Here is a 22,828-nt window from a genome sequence, read left to right as displayed (position 1 = left end):
TAGCGATGTATCGCCATCAATAAGGGCCAACCTTATTTAGCAAAAGGATAACCTATGTCAATTAAGCATCCTATCATCGCAGTGACTGGCTCAAGTGGTGCAGGAACCACTACAACAAGCCAAGCTTTTCGTAAAATATTCCAACAACTCAATGCAAATGCTGCATTGATTGATGGAGATAGTTTTCATCGCTATACCCGCCCTGAAATGGATATGGCGATAAGAAAAGCCAGAGAACAAGGTAGACATATCAGTTATTTTGGCCCTGAAGCAAATGATTTTAGTTTACTGAGTAAGACATTAAGTCAATATAGCGATACAGGACAAGGGCAATCTCGCAAATATCTACACTCTTATGATGAAGCAACCCCTTACAACCAATTACCGGGAACATTTACTCCTTGGGAGCCATTAGCTAGTGATACTGATGTTCTCTTTTATGAAGGATTGCACGGCGGCGTTGTTACCAACGAACATGATGTAGCTCAGCATGTTGATTTATTGGTCGGTGTTGTTCCTATCGTCAACCTAGAGTGGATACAAAAGCTTATCCGAGACACGACAGAAAGAGGGCACTCACAAGAGGCTGTGAGAGATTCCGTTGTACGCTCAATGGATGATTATATTAGCTACATTATTCCTCAATTCTCACGCACTCACATTAACTTCCAACGCGTTCCGACCGTTGATACTTCGAACCCTTTTTCTGCCAAAGCAATTCCCACTCTCGATGAAAGCTTTATTGTTATTCGTTTTCGTGGCTTAACTGATATTGATTTTCCCTATTTACTTGCGATGTTACATGGCTCGTTTATGTCAACAATAAACACTATTGTTGTACCGGGTGGGAAATTAGGATTAGCGATGGAATTAATTATGGCACCATTAGTCAAAAAATTATTAAATGGCGAAAAGATAAGTTAACCAAAATAAAATTTACCTCTATAAAAATAATATCCCATTAATTAAGGGATATTATTTTTCAAGTTAAACTTTATTTTAAAATATCAAAATTAGCCAGCATCTTTTATTTCAAATGAATGCGTAATATTGGCTGCTTTTCCTAACATTAAAGAAACAGAACAATATTTTTCTGCGGATAATTGAACTGCTCGTTCTACGATTTTATCCGTTAATTCTTTACCTGAAACAATAAAATGTAAATTGATATCAGTAAATAAACGAGGGGCTTCTTCACGTCGCTCTGATGTTAATTTTACTTCACAATCAGTCACTTGATGACGGCCTTTACGTAAAATACTTACAACATCAATAGCACTACATCCACCCGCAGCAATTAATACCATTTCCATTGGGCTTGGGGCTTTATCACCCGAATTCCCATCCATCATAATTTGATGGCCTGATAAAGATTCGCCGACAAAAGATAAATCTTCAACCCACTTAACTCGCGCTTCCATTTATTTTCCCCCTAAAGATAACAGAAACTAAAAGAGTACATTCTCATAATTCAACTAGCAATTAGCAAATAGGTTTATTATGCTGACTGCGTAAAACGAGACTTAATGCACTAATTGTGTTAAAAACAATATCTGCTTGATGATAGTGGTTAAGATCAATGCATTATTTTCTCATTTATTATAATCTACTCCATATTAACTTACCGTGTTCTCAGGAAGTTAATAGGTAAAGATAGGATTTTTAAGCACGCTGTCTCAAAAGGGAACCTATCCGTTTTGAAAGGCTGCATTTAACGTACAGAGGATAACGCGAATGGTTCTCGGCAAGCCGCAAACAGACCCGACTCTTGAATGGTTTTTGTCACACTGCCATATTCACAAATATCCATCCAAGAGCACGCTGATCCACCAAGGTGAGAAAGCGGAAACACTTTATTATATTGTTAAAGGTTCCGTGGCTGTTCTTATTAAAGATGAAGAAGGAAAAGAAATGATCCTCTCCTACCTAAATCAGGGGGATTTCATCGGTGAACTTGGATTATTTGAAGAAGATCAAGAACGTAGTGCATGGGTTAGAGCAAAAACAGCCTGTGAAGTAGCAGAAATTTCCTATAAAAAATTCCGCCAATTAATTCAGGTTAACCCTGATATTCTGATGCGCCTTTCTGCTCAAATGGCGAACAGATTACAAACAACATCAGAAAAAGTAGGTAACCTTGCTTTCCTTGATGTAACAGGTCGTATTGCACAAACCTTATTAAACTTAGCAAAACAACCCGATGCAATGACGCATCCTGATGGCATGCAAATTAAAATTACACGTCAGGAAATTGGTCAAATCGTTGGTTGTTCACGCGAAACTGTAGGCCGTATTCTGAAAATGCTGGAAGATCAAAATTTGATCTCCGCACACGGTAAAACTATCGTCGTTTACGGAACTCGCTAAGCTTCCCCGCTCGAACAAACAATAGCCCATAACAGGGCTATTGTTATGCTTTTTGTGTAAACCCCATCCTCGTTGATGGGGTTTTTAGTTGATACTACCCTTTTACAAATTCTGCAATAGCCGCTTTTAATGCCACCATTCCTTCTTGCAGTTCTTCTTGAGTAATAATTAACGACGGTGTAAAACGCATCACATCAGCCCCTGCGTTTAACATCATTAAGCCATGTTTAGCAGCAAGACTGAGTAACTCTTTAGCTTTACCTTCATATTGTGGCGCTAATTGCGCTCCAATCAATAAACCTTGTCCACGGATTTGCGAAAAGACATGATACGTTTGATTAACTGCCATCAGTTCATCCACAATCCATTGATAGCGCTTTTCTACACCCTCAAGTACCTCTGGTGTATTAATTAAATCAAATGCGACATTGCCCACTGCACAAGCTAATGGATTGCCACCATAGGTTGTACCATGAGTTCCAACACCCATTGCAGAAGCTATCTCATGTGTTGTTAACATCGCACTGAGTGGAAAACCACTTCCCAGCGCTTTCGCGGTTGTAATAATATCTGGTGTCACATCATAGTTCATATAAGCAAACAGCTTACCTGTACGCCCCATACCTGTTTGTACTTCGTCAAGAACAAGCAGAGCTTGATGCTTATCGCACAACTCACGTAGCCCTCTCATAAACTCAGGCGTTGCTGCTGTTACCCCGCCTTCACCTTGAACAGGCTCTAAAACAACGGCACAAGTGTGGTCGTCCATAACCGCTTTAACGGCATCTAAATCATTAAACGGTACATGCACGATATCGGCAGGCTTAGGACCAAAACCATCCGCATATTTAGGTTGTCCACCAACAGAGACTGTAAATAGCGTTCTGCCATGAAAGGCGTTATGAAAAGCAATAATTTTAGTTTTATAAGGACTATGGCGAGTAATGGCATAATGGCGAGCCAATTTAAATGCGGCTTCATTTGCTTCTGCACCTGAATTAGCAAAAAAGACACGTTCCGCAAATGTGTTATCTATTAATTTTTGTGCTAAACGTAATGCAGGTTCATTCGTAAAAATATTACTGACGTGCCAAAGTTGCTCACTTTGTTCTTTCAAGGCTTGATTTAGAGCTGGATGAGCATGCCCTAGTGCTAAAACCGCAATACCACCAGCAAAATCGATATACGATTTTCCTTGCTGATCCCAAACACGGCTACCCATCCCTTTGACAGGAATAAATTCTGCGGGTGAATAAATTGGCAACATTACTTGATCGTAAGTTGCCCTGTTGATGCTTTGATTTGTCATTACCCCACCTGATCGTTATTCATATTCAATATGAAAATATAATCACTAAATATGAATAAAAAATCAAATGTGGTTTTGTATAAAAAGACGTTATTTCGCTATTTAAATGCTATCCATTTAATATTTAAGGAAATTATTTAATAGCTCATGTCCTTGTTCACTTAAAATACTTTCTGGGTGAAATTGAACCCCTTCAATTGGCAGTGTACGATGACGAATTCCCATAATTTCATCAACATTTCCATCATGTTGGCTCCATGCCGTCACTTCAAAAGGTACCGGTAATGTTGTCGCATCAATCACTAAAGAGTGGTAACGCGTCACACTTAAAGGTCGATTAAGTCCCTTAAAAACACCTTGTTGATTATGATGTATTAATGAATTTTTACCATGCATCACTTCTCGTGCTCTGATAACCGATGCACCAAAAGCTTGCCCTATTGCTTGATGTCCAAGACAAACCCCAAGAATAGGAATTTCACCGGCAAACCGCTGTATAGCCTCAAGAGAGATCCCTGCTTCATCAGGAGTACAAGGTCCTGGCGAGATAACAAGATGTGCTGGCATCATCTTTTCTATCTCTTTAAGTCCGATCTCATCGTTACGCTTAACAACAACCTCAGCACCCAATTCACAGAAATACTGATAGAGGTTGTAGGTAAACGAGTCGTAATTATCAATAAGTAACAGCATATTAGCCTATCCGACTGATTTTCTTATCATTATCTATTTCATTACTATTTTAAAGCGAGTGTAGATTTGCCAAAATAGCTCGTTGTTTAACCGACTTGGGTACAACAAAGCCGATTATCATAGCACAGGTATAAAATATGAATAGTAAGCAAGAAAACCTGCTGATTTATTGCGCAATAACAAGAATGGCGGTAATTGATGGTGAATAGAGTGATTAATAGCGTAGTGAATACTTATTGCAGGAGATCACACGAAAAAAGGAAGGATAAAAAATATTTTTTTCCTACCAAAAATCCCGGAATGAAAACATTCATTCCGGTTTATATGCATTTTATCTTATCAGAATAAGTAAATACCTTATCCTAATAATGCGTTTATTGTTTTACAACTTCCGCAGATAAAATAGTGACCGTTTTTACCGGCACATTTTGGTAAGGTCCAATATTACGAGTTGGAGCTTGTGAAATTTTATCAACTACATCCATTCCTTTCACAACTTTACCAAATACGGCATAGCCAAAATCACGTTGGCCGTGATCTAAAAATGCATTGTCAGCCACATTAATAAAGAACTGGCTAGTTGCGCTGTCTTTATCTGATGTGCGTGCCATGGCAATAGAACCTTTTATATTGCGTAATCCATTGTCGGCTTCATTTTTAATTGGCGCTCTGGTTTGTTTTTGCTGTAAATCAGCAGTAAAACCACCGCCTTGAACCATAAAACCAGGAATAACACGATGAAAAGTAGTGCCGTTATAGTACCCATCTTCGACATACTGAATAAAATTTTTCGTTGTAATTGGAGCTTTTTTATTATCCAGTGATATTTCAATATTGCCTTCAGAGGTGACTAATTTAACGAAGGTTTCTCCCGTTGCCATTGCAAAAGTCGCTGTTGTTAAAGTGCAAGCGGTAACGAAGGTGACAAGAAAACGTTTTAACATGCAGGGATCCTTTACTTTAATAGTCTACAACTTACTTAATATGCAGCGATTCTAATTCGCTGAGGTAAATAGTGCCAATCATTTACCTTTATTTACGCTCAATAAGTCTAATTACGTTATAACAGGGTAAATTTTAATTTTTAAGCACTGTTATAAGTCATTAAATTGCGCCAAAATAGAGCGAATAAATATTTTAGATATTCATTTTCATGCAAATTTGAAATGAGTATGCATGAAAAACCGCATTATTTCAGAGAGGTTTATACCATAATGACCCAATTTAATTACCAGAAAGCACATTTCATCATCAGTGCGCCTGATATCCGTCATTTACCACCAGATACAGGAATTGAAATTGCCTTTGCGGGTCGCTCTAATGCCGGTAAATCCAGTGCTTTAAATGCGTTAACCCAACAAAATGGATTAGCGAGAACCAGTAAAACACCTGGTCGAACTCAATTAATCAACCTTTTCCAAATTGAAGAAGGTTTACGCTTAGTCGATTTACCCGGCTACGGCTATGCTCAAGTTCCTGAAGAAATGAAACGTAAATGGCAACATTCTTTAGGCGAATACCTACAAAAAAGGGAGTGCCTAAAAGGTGTCGTTATTTTAATGGATATTCGTCATCCATTAAAAGATCTCGATATGCAAATGATTGACTGGGCTGTAGGCTCAGAGCTTCCTACTCTCGTTTTACTGACTAAAGCAGATAAACTCGCATCAGGTGCACGTAAAAAGCAGTTAATGAGCGTACGTGAAGAGCTGGCAAATAAAGTAGGCGATATCCGCGTAGAATATTTTTCATCATTGAAAAAAATTGGCATTGATAAGCTACGTAACACTCTTAATGAATGGTTTTCAGGTTCAGAAGAACAACCTACAAATGATGATAACGCTTAATTATCTTCTTTTTTCTCAACGATAGCGTTCTGATCTTCTATTGATAAAAGGGAAATCACTTTTCCCTTTCACTTCTCGCTCAAACCACTTCAGTGAATTTTAGGCAAAAAAATGCCCCAGTCGAAATAAAGTCGACTGGGGCAGCTAATATTCAGCTAAATCCGATTACGTGAAGTAAAAGGTCTGAAAGATAGAACATCTTACCTCTGTACCCTACAAGAGATAATGTACTCTATTTTATTGGTTAATAAAAGCCCTTTTGTAATTTTTTTTCACATGCAGACACGATTCAGCAATGTGTTTATGTATTCAAACCATAAATAAATGTAGTTTAATTACATAATTATGAGACTTTAATCACTTACATGAATATGATTAAAAATAGAACAAATCACACAAAAGGTGCGGTTTATCCTTAATGATTTTGTGATACGCTTATCGCGAGACCGTAGTAAATATGTAATTAGCGATAAAATGAGGTATCCATGGCTGTATTAACGCTCCTGCGTTTTCCTGATGAGCGTCTGCGCAGAGTCGCAGTACCAGTGGAAAAAGTAGATGACGAAATACGCACATTAATCGATAACATGATTGAAACCATGTATGCAGAACGAGGTATTGGCTTAGCGGCACCTCAGGTTAATGTATCTAAACGCATTGTTGTAATTGATGTTTCTGAAAACCGAGATCAACCGATTGCACTTATCAATCCTGAAATTATCAGCACTGAAGATGAAGTGATGGATATGATGGATGGGTGTCTATCTATTCCAGATTCTTTTGCCCCAACAGAACGTTACCGCTTCTTAAAGGTTAAGGCGTTAGATAGAAATGGTGATGAAATTGAACTTGAAGCCTCTGATTTGTTTGCAGGCTGTATTCAGCATGAGTTAGACCATCTTGATGGCAAACTCTTTATTGACCATTTATCTCCGTTAAAACGTCAACGTATTGAGAAAAAACAGAAGAAATTGAGCAAACTGATCGACTCACAAGTTGCTTAATTATTCACTTATCTCTTTTTCACATTTTGATAAGTTTTGACATAAAAAAGCTCGGTAATTAACCGAGCTTTTCTTTTTTCGATCCTAATACAGATAAATTCTCACTGTTTTTCTCTCCATCCCTTATACAATAGATTTAAAATCTCATCAGTAAATCACTTGAGGCAAAAATGGAAAACTGTCGATTTAAGGATTTATGTGAACAACTCAAAGCCGCCGGTGCAACAAACCCAAAGTCATGGGCAAATAGTGAATTACAAGAAAACATTCCACAATTTGCACGTTTTCTTGTATTAAAAGGACTCACTGATATCTATCGTGATGTTGAAGGAAATCTTAGTGAAATGGATATTTACTCTGATGAAGCAATCGAAATACATCAAAAGCTAGCTTCCCAATTTAATGAGCCTGAACTTAAAGAATTGCTGCATTTCTATGGCAAATCAATCATTGGAAAAGTGATTGATATGCTTGATCAAGGCTATCTTTATGATGTGAATGACAATATAGGTTGGTCTTTGATGGAACTCGATAACAAAGGCACAACAACGGATAGATTAATCCAAGGTTTGCACGAAGACTTTCTTGAGTTTGAAGAGTCAGAACTTTCTCCAAACACCAAAGTATAAACAAAAAAGGGCACGATCCTGTGCCCTTTTCTAGTTGAAAATAGTATTTAAAAACTAGTGTGCTTCATCCCAATTATTACCTACACCCACTTCAACTTTTAACGGAATCGCTAATTCCATACTGCTTTCCATTAATTTGTGGATCATGATATTTGCGTTCTCTAAGTAAGACTCTCGTACTTCAAAGACTAATTCATCGTGTACTTGCATAATCATATGCACATCATCAGGACATTCATTACAGATCCAGTTGTCCACAGCAATCATCGCTTTTTTGATAATATCCGCGGCAGTACCTTGCATTGGGGCATTAATCGCTTCGCGCTCTGAAGCTTTACGACGAATTGCATTCTTTGAATTAATTTCTGGTAAATAGAGGCGACGACCATCTAACGTTTCAACATAGCCTTGTTCAGAAGCTTGTTTACGTGTGCGCTCCATATAGTCTAAGACCCCTGGATAACGTTCAAAATAGAGATCCATATAACGCTGAGCTTCTCTTCTCTCAACACCAATTTGTTGTGATAAACCAAATGCGCTCATGCCATAAATAAGACCAAAGTTGATCGCTTTCGCACTACGGCGTTGTTCAGAGGTCACTTCCTCTAAAGGTATGCCGAATACTTCAGATGCCGTTGCTCGGTGAATATCTTTACCTTGAGCAAAGGCATCTAACAAACCTTTATCTTGCGATAAATGCGCCATGATCCGTAATTCAATTTGTGAATAGTCGGCAGCTACAATTTTAAAACCTTCACGCGCAATAAATGCTTGGCGAATTCGACGTCCTTCTTCATTTCTCACTGGAATATTTTGAAGATTCGGATCGCGAGAAGATAAACGGCCCGTTGCCGTTACCGCTTGATGATATGAAGTATGTACACGCTTCGTCTTACTATTCACCATCAATGGTAATTTATCAGTATAGGTTGATTTTAGTTTAGCAAGACCACGATGCTCTAAAATCAAGCGAGGCAATTCATGGCTATGTGCTAATTCTTCCAATACTTCTTCATTAGTAGAAGGTGCCCCTTTTGGGGTTTTCTTGATAACAGGCAATTGCAGTTTATCAAATAAGATTTCTTGTAACTGTTTAGGTGACGAGAGATTAAACTCTTGTCCCGCTAATGCAAATGTCTCTTTTTCAATTTCAGCTAAACGTTGTGTAATCTCTTGAGATTGAACAGCTAACACTTGAGCATCAATTAATACCCCTTTGCGTTCCATTCTAGAAAGCACAGGGACTAATGGCATTTCGATATCGCGGTAAACATGTTTAAGAGGCTCAATGGCTTCTATTTGAGGATATAACGCATCATGGAGTAATAAAGTGATATCCGCATCTTCAGCAGCATATAACGTCGCTTGCTCAACCTCAATTTGGTTAAAAGTCAGTTGACCCTTACCTTTACCCGCTATTTCTTCAAATGTTGTGGTTTTATGGTTTAAATGTTTTTCAGCCAACGTATCCATATCATGCCGATTACTTACGCTATTTAATACGTAGGATTCCAACATTGTATCAAAATGAATACCGTTTAATTCGATACCTTCATTTTCCATAATGCCCCGGTCAAACTTCAGGTTTTGCCCAATTTTTAGAATATTTTTGTCTTCTAAAATAGGTTTTAATGCCGCGAGCACATCATTAACCGGAAGCTGATCTGGTGCATCTAAATACTCATGACGCAGTGGAATATAAGCGGCTTTACCCGGCTCAATAGCAAATGACAATCCTACTAAGCGAGCATCAATATTATTTAAGCTGTCAGTTTCTGTATCGAATGCAAATGCTGGTGCTTTTTTGAGAAGTTCAACCCATCGCGCTAAACTTTCGTGCGTTAAGACAGCCTCATAATTCTCTTGTGTAATAACAGGGAAATTAGCTGACGCAGGTACTTCTTTAGGTTTTACAGCTTCGGAGGTGTAAGGCACTGCAACTTTGTGTGTACTACGTTGTGCTAACCAGCCACCATTTTGAAGATCACTTATCCAACGTTTAAATTCATAACGCGTAAACATATCTAATAGTTGATCTAAATTTGGCTCATTAACCACTAAGTCATCAAACGTTTTATCGAGCTCAACATCCGTTTTAATCGTTGCCAGCTTATAAGAAAGTTTTGCCACTTTCTCATGCTCTGCCATTTTTGCGCCAAGTGTTTTAGCACCACGGAAACTTAATGTTGCGATATTATCAAGCTGTTGATAGATATCATCTAAACTACCAAGCCCTTGTAAAAGGCCTAATGCGGTTTTCTCACCCACACCCGGAACACCAGGAATGTTATCTGATGAATCCCCCATTAATGCGAGGAAATCAATAATCAGTTCAGGAGGAACGCCATATTTTTCTTTAACTTCATCAGGACCTAAAATAACGTTGGTCATGGTGTTAATAAGCGTGATCTTTGGCGTCACTAATTGCGCCATATCTTTATCACCAGTACTTATTAGGACATCACGTCCATCAGCCGCCGCTTTTAGTGCCAATGTTCCAATAACATCATCCGCTTCCACGCCTGAAATAGATAACAAGGGTAAACCCATTGCTTGCACCATCTCATGTAAAGGCGCTATCTGCTCACGTAAATCATCCGGCATTGGAGGACGATTAGATTTATATTCCTCATACAACTCATCACGGAATGTTTTACCTTTAGCGTCAAACACAACCGCAACATGGCTTGGTTTATACTGTATTATTAGGCTACGTAACATGTTCAACACGCCATACATCGCACCCGTTGGCTCACCTTGGCTATTGGTTAACGGTGGAAATGCATGATAGGCGCGGTAAAGATATGAGGAGCCATCTACAAGGATAAAGGGGTTTTCTGCTATCTGGACCATAATCTGTTCATCATTGTTCTGAGGTTCGTTGATATGACTAGAATGCCACATCACAGCCCAATAGACGAATATTACCTGTTGTTAAATGCAGAAATTCGGCTTAAATACTCAATTATTTATTATTAGCCGAACTTAACAGAAAAAATAAGTATGAATGATAAATTAATATTAATTAAAGTAATTTTTACCAGACATCACTCCCTTTAATCTGATTTTAATTAGAAATAAAGACTAAAAAGCAAACTGACTACTTTATTTAGAAAGCATTTAAGATAGTGCCATTTACTCATCATTAATATTAACGGTCATATTAGTGTCATCTTTTTCTACTAAGACTTTATTTTTTAACCCGCATCAAAATAACCTGTGGATAACTCTGTGAGTAGTTTTGTAACCCTCTCTATATTAATAAGTTAGGCTTCTTTTCAATTTATTAACACAATTAAAAAATCAATCACTTAGAGAATTCATTAAGATATTATAAATTAATCGCAGTATTTTTTATTAATGTGGATAGTTATATTATGACAAAAATATGAAAGTAAAAAAAATAGCACTCCTATTTCTTGAGTGCTATTTTTCATATAAAAATCTATATACTTTTACTTAGTCAATATAGGAAAAGATTAAGCCTATATTATTTTTTCAGCAATAATTGATTCACGATATCAGAATATGTTTTTGCATACTCTTCTGGTGATTTTGCGCTGATACCATCATTTTTCATTTTATATTTACCGCCAATTATCATGGCTGGAACACCATTGATTTGGAAATCAGCGACAGCATTTTGTTGTTGGCTAACTAAAGAATTCACCACAAAGCTATTCATTGCAGCATCATAATCTTCACCTTTAACGCCAGCGTTAATAAAAGCATTACGGATATCGTCAACAGAACGAATAGATTGAGTTTCTTGAATTCCTTTAAATAAAACTGGAGAAACTTGATCTTCAACACCTAATGCCATTGCAACAGCCCAAGAACGTGTTAAATCTTTACCTAAAGGCCCTAAGAAATCAACGTGATAGCGAACAACATTTGTATTTTCTGGCGCATTCTTTTCAACAGTGCTATTAACTTTATACACTTCAGAGAATTGATAGCAGTGAGGGCAATAAAAAGAGAAAAACTCAACAACATCAGGCGCCGAAGCAACAGGCTTAGAAAGGTTAGTGTACTGTTTTCCTTCAGAAATATCAGCAGCAGAAACACTGAATGCCAATACCATACTTGCTAATGCCAGCCAAATCTTTTTCATTTCTCATCGTCTCCTAAGAATTAATACATTGGACTAAGCTGTAAAGGAGGCTCATTTAATTGCTCCACTTGTCCCTTGAATAAGGCTAATTGTTTAAACCAAAAATCTTGCTCTTGAAACCAAACAAAAGCGCGTGGGAAAGCAGGATCATTCCAGCGTTTTAATACCCATGCGAGGTACTGCACCATTCTCATCGCTCTTAGTGGTTCAATTAATGACAATTCACGTAAATCAAAATCTTGGTATTCATAATAAGACTCAAGGATCGTATCTAATTGCATAACCTGCTCTTGCCGTGAGCCGTTTAATAGCATCCAAAAGTCTTGTACCGCAGGTCCCATTCGGGAATCATCAAAATCAACCATTACAACTTCATCACGCCACAATATATTACCGGGATGGCAATCACCATGTAGCCGTAATATTTGCCATGCAGAGTCCTCAATTCTAGGACGCACATCATGAATAAGTTTATCTATAACCTCTATAAATTGGGGTTTGAGGTTATTAGGAACTAACGCACTACTTTCAAATTCTAATTTTGGTGCTATCAGATATTCTGCAATAGAAACTGTTGGTCGATGCTCATAACTCTTTTTTCTGCCTATTTGATGAATGCGCCCTAATGTGCGTCCTACTTCTTCTAGCTGAAATAAATTATCAGTTTCATATGCTCTTCCCCCTATGCTGGGGAATATTGCAAAATAAAAGCCATCATCAGAAAGATGAACTGTCTCACTATTAATGATTAAAGGGGCAGCAACGGGTACTTCAGCCTCCTTTAATGCTAAAACAAATTCATGTTCTTCTTTTATTTGTTCATACGACCAACGTTGAGGGCGATAAAATTTCACCACATAGCGTTGTCGACTCTCATCCATAAATTGAAAAACACGATTCTCATAGCTGTTTAATTCCGTTAACCCTGATTCAGGATAAAAACCGATTTTAACTAACGCGTCCCAAATGTTATCAGGTGAAAGTCCCTGAAAATTAAATGAGGCAGACATTTCCATTTTCTATCCTGAATTTAATCTTTAATCACGCCACGAGCACGTAAAATGGCGGTTTTAAAATCTTCTTCGTAATCTTTTTTCAGTCCTGGTATTACATCTGTTGGTGCTGAACCACGCATTTTCAGATGGTAAATCAAAATATCATCAGTCAGATCAGATAATTGACCTTTAAAACCCGCTTCATCAGCCAGTTTCTGCAATAATTGAACTAAGTTTAAATCAGAATTTTCTTCCCAAACTGGGTGCAGTAATTCCATAACTTCATTAAGACGGTGACATTTCATACAAAAAATCCTTATTATTAATTACAACAACAAAGTACCAATTATTATCTGATAGAAAAAGGAAACCTCTGTCAATATGCGTAAAGATTACGCTTTTTTGATAAAAATTGCTGTCGCTTTACATGAAATCTCATTAAGTCGATATTTTTTATTAGTATATCGTCTTTACTTGATAAAAATCGTTCGGAAATTTTAGCCAATTTATTCACAAATATTGAATATGAAAATGAAGAATATTACAGGTGGTATACTTGCGGGTGGCCAAGCAACACGAATGGGAGGTGCTGATAAAGGGCTTCAAATTCTACATGGACAGCCTTTATACCGCCATATAGCCCAAAAACTAGCACCTCAAGTTGATAGCATACTGATTAGTGCTAACCGAAATTTAGAACAATATCGCCAAAGCCAATATCCCGTGATTACCGATGAAATAGAGGGATTTTCAGGGCCTTTAGCTGGTATGCTTACGTTATTAAAGCAAGCATCAACACCTTGGGTTGCCTTTGTACCTTGTGATGTCCCCTATTTTCCTCTTAATTTAGTTGAAAAACTCTATGAACAAAGAGGAGAAGCATTAGCCGTTTATGTCGATGATGGTGAAAGAGAGCATCCTACCTTAGCACTGTTAAATCGCCGTATCATTCCTATGCTAGAAGCTTATTTAGCACAAGGTGATCGAAAATTAATGTTGTTTATGAAGCAGATAAATGCACACTCTGTTTTGTTTGCAGATCAAGCACATGCTTTTATTAATTTAAATACCCCTGACGATATTGAAAAAGCCAACAAATTAGAAAAATAGGAATGAAAAATATGGCACAAGTAGATTTACCCCTTTTAGGGATCACTGCATGGAGTGGAACAGGTAAAACAACACTCCTAAAACAGCTTATTCCACAATTACGCAAAAGAGAAATTCGTGTAGGCATGATCAAACACACTCATCATGATATGGATGTAGATAAACCCGGAAAAGATAGCTACGAACTTAGAAAAGCAGGAGCAGACCAGACATTAGTCGCAAGCCAACAACGTTGGGCATTAATGACAGAAACGCCAGAACTCCCAGAATTAAATTTGTATTACCTCGCTTCTCGCTTTGATGCGAGTAAGCTAGATTTAATCTTAGTGGAAGGATTTAAAGGCGAAACTATTCCTAAAATAGCCCTTTATCGCCATATCAACGAACGTGATTTTAATGATTTACTTGATGAGCATGTTATTGCCGTCGCCAGTGATTGTGATTTAAACGTCGATTTTCCATTACTCGATATCAACGAACCTGAGGCTATTGCAGAATTTATTGCAGATTGGCTAAAACAAACGAAATAAAAATCTCAAATAATAAAGCGCCCTATAAAGGCGCTTTATCTTCAATTAAATAGAGGGAATTAAGCAAAAATAATTGCTTGATAAGGCTGAAGAATAAGGTTGCCTTGTCCATCTTCCACTATTGGACTGTTATGCAAATAAATATCTTTAGCGTTAATAGTTAGTGCTTTTTCTTCACCACTAAAATTACAGTAAATATTGACTGAGTTGCCTTTATGAGTGCGCTTAAAAGCAATCACATTTTCTGGTGAATCTAATGGCAAAAATTCACCGTAGATCAGAATATCACTGATCTCTGAATGTCGTCTTAATGTAATTAGTTGCTGGTAATAAGTGAAAAGAGAGTGCTTATCTTGCGTTTCTTGCTGTGCATTAATATCGACATAATTAGGGTTAACTTTTAACCAAGGTTTACCTGTACTAAAGCCCCCATTTATTTCACTATTCCATTGGAAAGGTGTCCTTGAATTATCACGACTACGACCATTAAAGTACTCAATAATTTGCTTGTCGCTATAACCTAATTTATTGCCCCATTCATGTAATTTAAAAACATGTAAATCATCATGTTCCTCTAATGTCATCGGACAATTTGTCATGCCGATTTCTTGCCCTTGATAAATAAAAGGCGTTCCTCGTTGAGTTAATAAAAATGTCGCTAGCATTTTGGCACTAATCGGATTAATGCCTCCTTTAGGGAGAAATTTATTTAATGAACGAGGTTGATCGTGATTTTCTAAATAAGGCGCTCCCCAACCTACTCGTTGAGTATCTAATTGGCTTTTAATAAATACCGGTTTTAATCTTTCACCTGTGATAGGGTTAATGGTAAATGGCTTTTCATTGCGAATATCTAGGTCAGCAATACTGAAATCGAATACCATAGAGAAATAACCATTCTCGCCAACATAAGCACGTAAATCTTTTTCAGGCACATCAATTTCTGCAACTGTCATACTATTTGCAGGCTTAAAAGTATTCTCAACTAATTCAGTTAAAAACTTATCAATACCGGGTTGATTTAAAACCCAAGGTACTAAAGATGCAGAACCATCATCTTTATCAGGTTCAAATTGATATTCAGATAAGGCTTCAGGGGATTTTTTTAAATTACCAATCGCATCAATACGAAATCCAGCAACTCCTTTTTTGATCCAGACATTAATCATATTGATAATATCTTTACGTAATTGTGGATTTTCCCAATTTAAGTCCGGCTGTTCAGGACCAAATGAATTGAAGTACCAACGATTAGTTTTTCCAACTCGACTCCAAACAGAGCAGTCAAAATAAGTTCGCAAATTATTAGGAGGAGTCGACTTATCCCATTGTTTAAAAATATAATAATCGGCATATGGGCTATTAGGATCTTCAATTGCCGCTTTAAACCAAGGATGCTCATCAGAAGAGTGATTTAATACTAAATCTAATAGTATTTTAATATCTCGTTTTTTAGCTTCGCTAATCAGTTTATCTAACGCGTTATTATCGCCAAAGATAGGATCGACAACAGAATAATCAGCAATATCATAACCATTGTCTTTCATTGGTGATTTAAAAATGGGACATAGCCAAATAATGTTTGTACCGAGTGACTGAATATAATCTAATTTCTCTGTGATCCCAGCTAAATCGCCAACACCATCCCCGTTACTATCATAATAACTCTTGGGATAAATTTGATAGACCACCGCTTCTTTCCACCAAGTATTAGACATATCCACCTCACAAAGGTAATTAGTATATATGGAACTGTTCCATAATTAATATAAGATACTATAAGCACTAAAAGAGAGGGTAAGGTAATTAACATACTAAAATGTGAAATGGCTCATATTAAAAAAACACAATTACCTCAATAAAGATGGGTTTGTCATAATCATATTAAGATATATTAGGTCATTAACTAATTGAAAGGAGCAACAGCATATTCAATGGCCGGGATCCGTGATGTCGCAAAAAAAGCCAATGTTGCAGCAAGTACTGTTTCTAGAGCATTAAATAACAGTGGTTATGTATCTCAAGCTGCGCGAGAAAAAATAAAGAAAGCGGTAGAGGAATTAGATTATATTCCTGATACTTGGCTAAGAAATTTATATCAACAAAAAAGTGCCGTTGTTGGTGTTATTATTAATAGCCTTGAATACCCTTATTTTGCGACAGTGACACGTTTTATTGAGAATAAGCTCGCTGAAAATGGCTATAGCATGATGTTATGTGCAACACAAAATAGCAAAGTACGCGAACGTATATTTTTTGATATGCTTAAACGCGGTCAGATCGACGGTATTATTGCAGAATATCTGTTATTGGATGATAGTGAATATCAGCATATTCAAAGGCCTGTGGTAACATTAGATCGTCATCTTCGTGATATTCCATTAGTTTGCTCTGATCACCATACTGGCGGTCGATTAGCAGCGGAACACCTTATTCAAAAAGGCTGCCAAAAAATCCTCTATATTGAAGATAACTCAAGTTATTTATCATCAACACCTTCATATCAAAGCTGTTTAGCTTTTAAAGAAACGCTTATTCAGGCAGGTATTAAACCTATTCCATGCAAAGTAAATTGGAAAGAAGAAGAGAAAGATTATTTTCACTCTTTTGCCACAAAAATACTTTCTGTGCATTCAGATATTGATGCCATTTTTGCCGCTGATATTCCAGCAATGGCATTATTTAATGAAGCAACAAGACGAAATATTGCCATTCCAGAACAATTAAAAATCGTTGCTTACGATGGAAGCCCTTGGCTAAATCAGACACTGCGCCAATTAACTTGTATTGAACAGCCTTTTGAACAACTGGCTGAAAAAAGCGTAGAAGTGATTAGTGCATTAATTGAGAATAAAGAAATAACCGATAGCGTCTCTGTTATTCCAGTGAAGTTTATTCAAGGTGAGAGTAGTTAAAACATAATTTATAAATATTTACGTATTTCAATGAATTATAGATCAGGTGGTAATAAAGGTAGATTGTTATAAGGTATTCTAGAAGACCAACTCATATGTTTATAAAAACACATTTTATCGACATATCGCCATAACATATCGATACCATAAAAAAACGCCAAAGAAAGTTGCCCCTCTTTGGCGTTTTATTTGATTATATTTTACTTCGAAATTGAGTAAAAGCTATCGTTCTTATTTTGCAGGACGAACAGCAATAACTTCAATTTCTACACGCCATGCTGGATTTGCCAGTTTAGCGATTTGGAACGTTGAACGAGCTGGCAGTTGTTCAGTTTTCGAAGCATCAAAGTACTTAGAATAACCGTCCATAAAGCCTTTAAAGTCCATTTCACCTTTAGTTTCTTCACCACCGACTAAGAAGACTTGCATTTTAACAACGTCTTTCATGTCTAAGCCAAGTTCATTCAGGTGAGTTTTGATTTGCTCTAATACACTGATAGTTTGTTCTTCAGTGTTACCATAAGAAGCTAATACACCTTCTGGCGCATCTGCTGATTTTTTAGCAGGTACTTTGCCACTTAAGAAAACAAGGTTGTTACCTGCACTAACTTCAACAGATTCCGAAATAGGCATACCGTTTAATTTATGGTGCACAACACCCTCCGCATTCGCACTTGCTACACCAAAAATAAAAGGTAGGGCAACAAGTAAACTTTTATAGCGCATGAAAACTCCTTAACATGTTTAATTTACAGTAAAACAAGGGGTTACTTATTTCTTAAAACGATCCATACTAAATGGCGTTGGATCAATAACTGGTTTTTTACCCGTTACGATATCAGCAGTCACTTCACCTGCTGCTGGGCCTTCGGTCATACCCCATACTGTCGCGGTATTGATAACCAGACCTGGGTATTCTTTGACCTCAGAAATAATTGGTAATTCATCAAATGTTGGGCTAACAACAGCACCCCAACGTTCAACAACTTGAGATTTTTCAAATACTGGGAATTCCGCTTTCATTCTTTGGAATACCGCATCTAAGTGCTCAGTATTTTGTGTTGCTGTTGCAGTGCGATATTGTTCAAACGGTGTTTTTTCATCTAATTTCCAAGATGTTGCCATCTTGAATGAATTAAATAAGTCTTCACCGATAGAGAATTCTAATGGCAGCTCACCACCACCTAATAGGTGCATGAACTTAGGCCCTAACAAGAAGCTATCTTTCACGATAGAACTTGTGAAAATACGTGGTGCGACAGCATAAGTACCATCGGCTTGTTCACGGAAGTGAATACCATTTGGTAAATGCACGTTGCCACGAGGTGCGCCCGGAACGCCAGATACACGTTGTTGTGATAAGTAAACATTCAGCGTTGGAATATCAATGCCCATGTTACCCATAAATAAACGAGACCAAATACCACCCGCTAGAACAACGTGAGATGTTCTAATTGCGCCTTTTTCTGTGACAACATCAGAAATTTTACCACCTGCAGTTTCGATGCCTCTTACCGCGCAGTTGGTGTAGATTTTTACGCCAATTTGTTTAGCGTAACGAGCTAATGCAGGTGTACCTGTTTCTGGATCAACAGAACCTGAGTCTTCTTCAAAAGCGGCAACCGTCCACGGTGTTTGGGCACCAACAAGGCGATTTGATAACTCTTCACCTTTAATAATGCGAGTATTTAGTGGTGTATCAAATCCAGCCGTTTCTTTTGCGGTTTTGATCCACACTTGAGCTTTATCAAATGCTTTTTCATCAGCAAGCGCTTCTACACGACCTTGTGTGCGATAACTGGTATCGGCACCAATTTTCTCGTTCATTCCACGCCATAAGATTTTCCCGTAATGGTGTAATGGGAAAATTTCTGGTGATGTTTGATAACTAATAATTTGGCTGTATGCACGGCCTGATTGCTCACCACCAATCTCGCCTTTTTCTAAAATAGTGACACTCATGCCACGTTCTGCAAGGTTGATTGCGGTCATGATACCTTGGATACCAGCACCGATAATCACTGCATCAGACTCTTTAGGCAGAGCACCCTCTGTACCTTCGACAAATGATACTCTAGATTTAGTTTCAACGAATTTGCCATCACGGCGAACCATTGGAACTAACGCAGCACCACCAGCTAAAACGCCCGCAGCACCAACACCTAAAAGCAGCTTTCTCCTTGAAATTTTCATCTTCTACCTCAGTAATGGATTTACCATTTATATTTATAATGTTATTAATTTGTATCTTTAAAAGTGGATATTATCATAGTTCATTACATTGTTAATATTTATAATTATTTGTTAACCATTTACCTCAACAACAATATCCATAGATATAATATGGTTACTTTAATCGCTTTTTCTCATAAAAAACCATCATTTAAAGATATCCAATTCCTGAGTGGAAACTCATTACATTATGATAAATAAGGATATAATAACAAACCTTTAAATTGTTAATAAAAAATATAAATGTTTACTTAATTAACATTTAGATACAAATTAGTCTGTAAATCTGTCAATATTTGTTTACAAAACAAGCAAAACTCATCGCACAATTACACAAAATAAAAAGATGAACTTGGTTATGTAATAACCTAATTTTTACAAAATAAGTGATTTTACTTAATAACTGACTTATTGGTCAGTAAGCAGACGAATATGCTTTTTGGAAAATACGTAGAAAAGAGGATGTTTGAGTTCGAAATAAAACGGAGAACAGTATAAATTTTCAATAAAAAAGCTAGAGAGTTAACTCTAGCTTTTCACGTAATAATGAAAATAAGCTTAAGCTATATAAATAGAAACAGCTTATCTCATCGTAACAAATTCTTCTGCCGCAGTTGGGTGAATTGCCACAGTATCATCAAAGTCTTTTTTCGTTGCCCCCATTTTCAGTGCAACCGCAAAACCTTGTAGCATTTCATCCATACCAAAACCAATACCATGAATACCAACAATTTTTTCGTCTGCACCAATACAAACCAACTTCATACGACATGGTTGACGATGACGAGTCACAGCACTATACATTGCCGTGAAAGACGATTTGTATACTTTGACTTTATCAGCACCATATTGCTCAATCGCTTGGGGCTCTGTTAAACCAACTGTACCAATAGCAGGATGGCTAAATACAACGGTTGGGATATTTGAATAGTCTAAGTGTTCGTTAGGCTTGTTGTTAAATAAACGCTCTGACAAACGACGCCCAGCAGCAACAGCGACAGGTGTTAATTCAACCGCCCCTGTATTATCACCAACCGCATAAATCCCTTTTACATTGGTATTTTGGAATTTATCGACTTTGATATAGCCTTTTTCATTTAACTCAACACCCGTTACGGCTAGATTTAAGTTATCTGTTGCAGGCTCACGACCAATCGCCCAGATTAAGGTATCAACTGTCTGCTCTGTACCATTTTCTAGTTGTAGCGTTAAACTTCCATCTGCATTTTTAATCACAGCTTTAGGAATAGCATGTGTATGTAATTTAGGCCCTTCGGTTTCCATCACTTCTAACAGTGTTTCAACGATTAATGGGTCGAAATTACGCAGTGGTGCATGTTTACGTACAAATAGATGTGTTTCGCTACCTAAAGCATTTAACACACCCGCAAGTTCAACAGCGATATAACCCGCACCAACAACTGCAACGCGTTTTGGTAAGGCTTTTAGTTCAAAGAAACCATCAGAATTAATACCATACTCAGCGCCCGGAATGTTAGGTTGAACAGGACGACCCCCTGTTGCAATCAGAATATTATCAGCGGTGATTTTTTCACCATTGACTTCAATAGTATTGGCATCAACAAAACGAGCAAACCCTTGGATAACATCAACTTTGTTATTGCCTAAGACACGGTCATAAGATTGATGAATACGGTCAATATAAGCAGAACGACTACTGATGAGTGTATCCCAGTCAAAACGGTTCACTGTGGTATCAAAACCATAATCAGGACCGTATTGATGAATAGCTTCGGCAATTTGTGCTGCATGCCACATCACTTTTTTAGGTACACAACCCACGTTTACACAAGTGCCACCTAATGCTTTCGCTTCAATTAATGCACATTTTTGGCCATACATTGCCGCTCTATTAATTGATGCGATACCGCCACTACCGCCACCGATGGCGATATAATCGTAATGTTTGCTCGTCATTTCTCTGATCCATTTATCTGTAGAAAAATAGGTAACTCACAGGCTAAGTCTTTCATATCATGATGTCTATTATGACAAAATTTAAAACATAGCACGTCAGATTTTAGCTTTTACAGTAATAGGCAAAAACAATAATAAAGATGCTTATTCTGGTACAACCCACTCAACTAATGTATGTCCAATACCCTCAGGAACTAAGGTTTTATGTAACCAAGGAAGTATTGATTTCATTTGTGATTCTAATTTCCAAGGTGGATTAATCACAATCATACCTGATGCCGTCATTCCCAGTTGATCACTATCAGGTTTTACTGCTAATTCGATTTGTAAAATCTTACGGATCCCTGTTGCTTCAAGCTCTTTTAACATGCGTTTGATTTGCTGACGATGAACAACAGGATACCAAATCGCATAAGTTCCCGTCGCGAAGCGCTTATGGCCTTCAACAACACCTTTAACAACGGCAGAATAGTCTTGTTTTAGTTCATAAGGTGGATCAATTAATGCGAATCCACGACGACTTGGAGGAGGTAACTTAGATTTTAATTGCCCAAAACCATCTTCACGAGAAACTCTAACTCTCTCATCACGAGAGAATTCGGTACGTAATAAAGGAAAATCCGTTGGATGTAATTCTGTTAGTACTAAAGAATCTTGTTCTCTTAGTAATTTGCCCGCTAATAGAGGAGAGCCAGGATAATAACGCAGTTCTCCACTAGCGTTTAATTCTCCAACAGCTTCGAGGTAAGGCAAAATAAGCTCAGGCACCTCTTCTTGTTGCCATAAGCGAGCGATCCCTTCTAAATATTCGCCAGTGCGAGTCGCATGAGCATTGGTTAATTGATAACGTCCAGCGCCAGCATGAGTATCAAGATAAAGAAAAGGTTTCTCTTTCTCTTTTAAAGACTCAATGATGAGTGTTTGAACAATATGTTTTAAAACATCGGCGTGGTTGCCAGCATGGAAACTATGGCGATAGCTCAGCATTCTTTATCTTCCGTTAGAAATAAGTATAGCTTAGTAATTAATTTACTCTGAAATCGTGATTAAACTCAGTGTATCAGAAAAAGCCGAACTTCTTCATTGAAAGCGAAAGAAACGTTGTGTCTTAGCATTCAGCCGTTATGATAACCCCATATTTCACT

At 37.4% G+C, this 22,828-nt stretch carries 21 protein-coding genes; 8 read left to right on the top strand and 13 right to left on the bottom strand.

Going from position 1 to position 22,828, the window contains the following annotated elements; translation table 11 throughout:
• Positions 1-54: 54 nt before the first annotated feature.
• Positions 55-924: a phosphoribulokinase gene (locus GTK47_RS03715; protein WP_165122192.1), complete on the top strand. Its 870-nt coding sequence runs from the start codon at positions 55-57 to the stop codon at positions 922-924.
• Positions 925-1,013: 89 nt separating this feature from the next.
• On the opposite strand, the gene GTK47_RS03710 is transcribed toward GTK47_RS03715, so the two are convergent.
• Positions 1,014-1,421 carry an OsmC family protein gene (locus tag GTK47_RS03710; protein WP_165122191.1) on the bottom strand — a complete coding sequence of 136 codons (408 nt, stop codon included), beginning with the start codon at positions 1,419-1,421 and terminating at the stop codon, positions 1,014-1,016.
• 313 nt (positions 1,422-1,734) lie between these two features.
• Here GTK47_RS03710 and crp point away from each other — a divergent pair, with 313 nt between their 5' ends.
• Positions 1,735-2,367 carry a cAMP-activated global transcriptional regulator CRP gene (crp, locus tag GTK47_RS03705; RefSeq protein WP_004246872.1) on the top strand — a complete coding sequence of 211 codons (633 nt, stop codon included), beginning with the start codon at positions 1,735-1,737 and terminating at the stop codon, positions 2,365-2,367.
• Positions 2,368-2,461: 94 nt separating this feature from the next.
• Here crp and GTK47_RS03700 read toward each other — a convergent pair whose 3' ends face one another.
• From GTK47_RS03700 to ppiA, 3 genes are all read right to left on the bottom strand, one after another.
• Positions 2,462-3,676 (bottom strand): aspartate aminotransferase family protein, encoded by a 1,215-nt coding sequence (locus tag GTK47_RS03700; protein WP_165122190.1) that lies wholly within the window; start codon positions 3,674-3,676, stop codon positions 2,462-2,464.
• A 117-nt stretch (positions 3,677-3,793) separates the two neighbouring features.
• A complete protein-coding gene (locus GTK47_RS03695; protein WP_036933913.1) occupies positions 3,794-4,369 on the bottom strand; it encodes an aminodeoxychorismate synthase component II in 576 nt (191 codons plus the stop codon).
• A gap of 374 nt (positions 4,370-4,743) precedes the next feature.
• On the bottom strand, positions 4,744-5,313 hold the full coding sequence (gene ppiA / locus GTK47_RS03690) for a peptidylprolyl isomerase A (protein ID WP_165122189.1): 570 nt from the start codon (positions 5,311-5,313) through the stop codon (positions 4,744-4,746).
• Between the two features lie 270 nt (positions 5,314-5,583).
• On the opposite strand from ppiA, the gene yihA reads away from it, so the two are divergent.
• The 3 genes from yihA to GTK47_RS03675 all read left to right on the top strand — a co-directional run bounded on the left by yihA (position 5,584) and on the right by GTK47_RS03675 (position 7,849).
• Positions 5,584-6,216 (top strand): ribosome biogenesis GTP-binding protein YihA/YsxC, encoded by a 633-nt coding sequence (yihA, locus tag GTK47_RS03685; RefSeq protein ID WP_165122188.1) that lies wholly within the window; start codon positions 5,584-5,586, stop codon positions 6,214-6,216.
• Positions 6,217-6,701: 485 nt separating this feature from the next.
• Complete coding sequence (gene def / locus GTK47_RS03680) at positions 6,702-7,220, top strand: peptide deformylase (RefSeq protein WP_165122187.1); 519 nt, start codon at positions 6,702-6,704, stop codon at positions 7,218-7,220.
• A 170-nt stretch (positions 7,221-7,390) separates the two neighbouring features.
• Positions 7,391-7,849, top strand: coding sequence for a hypothetical protein (locus GTK47_RS03675; protein ID WP_165122186.1), 459 nt, complete (start codon positions 7,391-7,393; stop codon positions 7,847-7,849).
• Positions 7,850-7,903: 54 nt separating this feature from the next.
• On the opposite strand, the gene polA is transcribed toward GTK47_RS03675, so the two are convergent.
• The 4 genes from polA to GTK47_RS03655 all read right to left on the bottom strand — a co-directional run bounded on the left by polA (position 7,904) and on the right by GTK47_RS03655 (position 13,263).
• On the bottom strand, positions 7,904-10,702 hold the full coding sequence (gene polA / locus GTK47_RS03670; RefSeq protein ID WP_165122185.1) for a DNA polymerase I: 2,799 nt from the start codon (positions 10,700-10,702) through the stop codon (positions 7,904-7,906).
• Positions 10,703-11,339: 637 nt separating this feature from the next.
• Positions 11,340-11,963, bottom strand: a complete 624-nt coding sequence (gene dsbA / locus GTK47_RS03665) for a thiol:disulfide interchange protein DsbA (RefSeq protein ID WP_165122184.1) — start codon at positions 11,961-11,963, stop codon at positions 11,340-11,342.
• 20 nt (positions 11,964-11,983) lie between these two features.
• On the bottom strand, positions 11,984-12,979 hold the full coding sequence (locus GTK47_RS03660; protein ID WP_165122183.1) for a serine/threonine protein kinase: 996 nt from the start codon (positions 12,977-12,979) through the stop codon (positions 11,984-11,986).
• 14 nt (positions 12,980-12,993) lie between these two features.
• Positions 12,994-13,263 carry a YihD family protein gene (locus GTK47_RS03655; protein ID WP_075673332.1) on the bottom strand — a complete coding sequence of 90 codons (270 nt, stop codon included), beginning with the start codon at positions 13,261-13,263 and terminating at the stop codon, positions 12,994-12,996.
• Positions 13,264-13,483: 220 nt separating this feature from the next.
• On the opposite strand from GTK47_RS03655, the gene mobA reads away from it, so the two are divergent.
• Together mobA and mobB are read left to right on the top strand one after the other, a co-directional pair.
• Positions 13,484-14,068 (top strand): molybdenum cofactor guanylyltransferase MobA, encoded by a 585-nt coding sequence (mobA, locus tag GTK47_RS03650; RefSeq protein ID WP_165122182.1) that lies wholly within the window; start codon positions 13,484-13,486, stop codon positions 14,066-14,068.
• A gap of 11 nt (positions 14,069-14,079) precedes the next feature.
• On the top strand, positions 14,080-14,598 hold the full coding sequence (mobB, locus tag GTK47_RS03645) for a molybdopterin-guanine dinucleotide biosynthesis protein MobB (RefSeq protein WP_165122181.1): 519 nt from the start codon (positions 14,080-14,082) through the stop codon (positions 14,596-14,598).
• A 59-nt stretch (positions 14,599-14,657) separates the two neighbouring features.
• Here mobB and GTK47_RS03640 read toward each other — a convergent pair whose 3' ends face one another.
• Entirely contained in the window at positions 14,658-16,316 is a 1,659-nt protein-coding gene (locus GTK47_RS03640) for an alpha-glucosidase (RefSeq protein ID WP_165122180.1), read from the bottom strand.
• Between the two features lie 192 nt (positions 16,317-16,508).
• Between GTK47_RS03640 and GTK47_RS03635 the strand changes: the two genes are divergently transcribed.
• Entirely contained in the window at positions 16,509-17,513 is a 1,005-nt protein-coding gene (locus tag GTK47_RS03635) for a LacI family DNA-binding transcriptional regulator (RefSeq protein ID WP_206535878.1), read from the top strand.
• Between the two features lie 231 nt (positions 17,514-17,744).
• Here the strand turns inward: GTK47_RS03635 and GTK47_RS03630 are convergent, their stop codons facing one another.
• The 4 genes from GTK47_RS03630 to GTK47_RS03615 all read right to left on the bottom strand — a co-directional run bounded on the left by GTK47_RS03630 (position 17,745) and on the right by GTK47_RS03615 (position 22,670).
• Complete coding sequence (locus tag GTK47_RS03630) at positions 17,745-18,239, bottom strand: RidA family protein (RefSeq protein ID WP_069369589.1); 495 nt, start codon at positions 18,237-18,239, stop codon at positions 17,745-17,747.
• Positions 18,240-18,284: 45 nt separating this feature from the next.
• Positions 18,285-19,706, bottom strand: a complete 1,422-nt coding sequence (locus GTK47_RS03625; RefSeq protein WP_165122178.1) for an FAD-dependent oxidoreductase — start codon at positions 19,704-19,706, stop codon at positions 18,285-18,287.
• A gap of 621 nt (positions 19,707-20,327) precedes the next feature.
• On the bottom strand, positions 20,328-21,683 hold the full coding sequence (gorA, locus tag GTK47_RS03620) for a glutathione-disulfide reductase (RefSeq protein ID WP_165122177.1): 1,356 nt from the start codon (positions 21,681-21,683) through the stop codon (positions 20,328-20,330).
• 144 nt (positions 21,684-21,827) lie between these two features.
• Positions 21,828-22,670, bottom strand: coding sequence for a 23S rRNA (adenine(2030)-N(6))-methyltransferase RlmJ (locus tag GTK47_RS03615; protein ID WP_165122176.1), 843 nt, complete (start codon positions 22,668-22,670; stop codon positions 21,828-21,830).
• Positions 22,671-22,828: the final 158 nt, after the last annotated feature.

Origin of the sequence: Proteus sp. ZN5, assembly GCF_011046025.1 — a bacterium.
GTDB lineage: Bacteria > Pseudomonadota > Gammaproteobacteria > Enterobacterales > Enterobacteriaceae > Proteus.
Note: the sequence above shows the minus strand (reverse complement) of the source record. Positions and strands in the feature narration are given on the sequence as shown.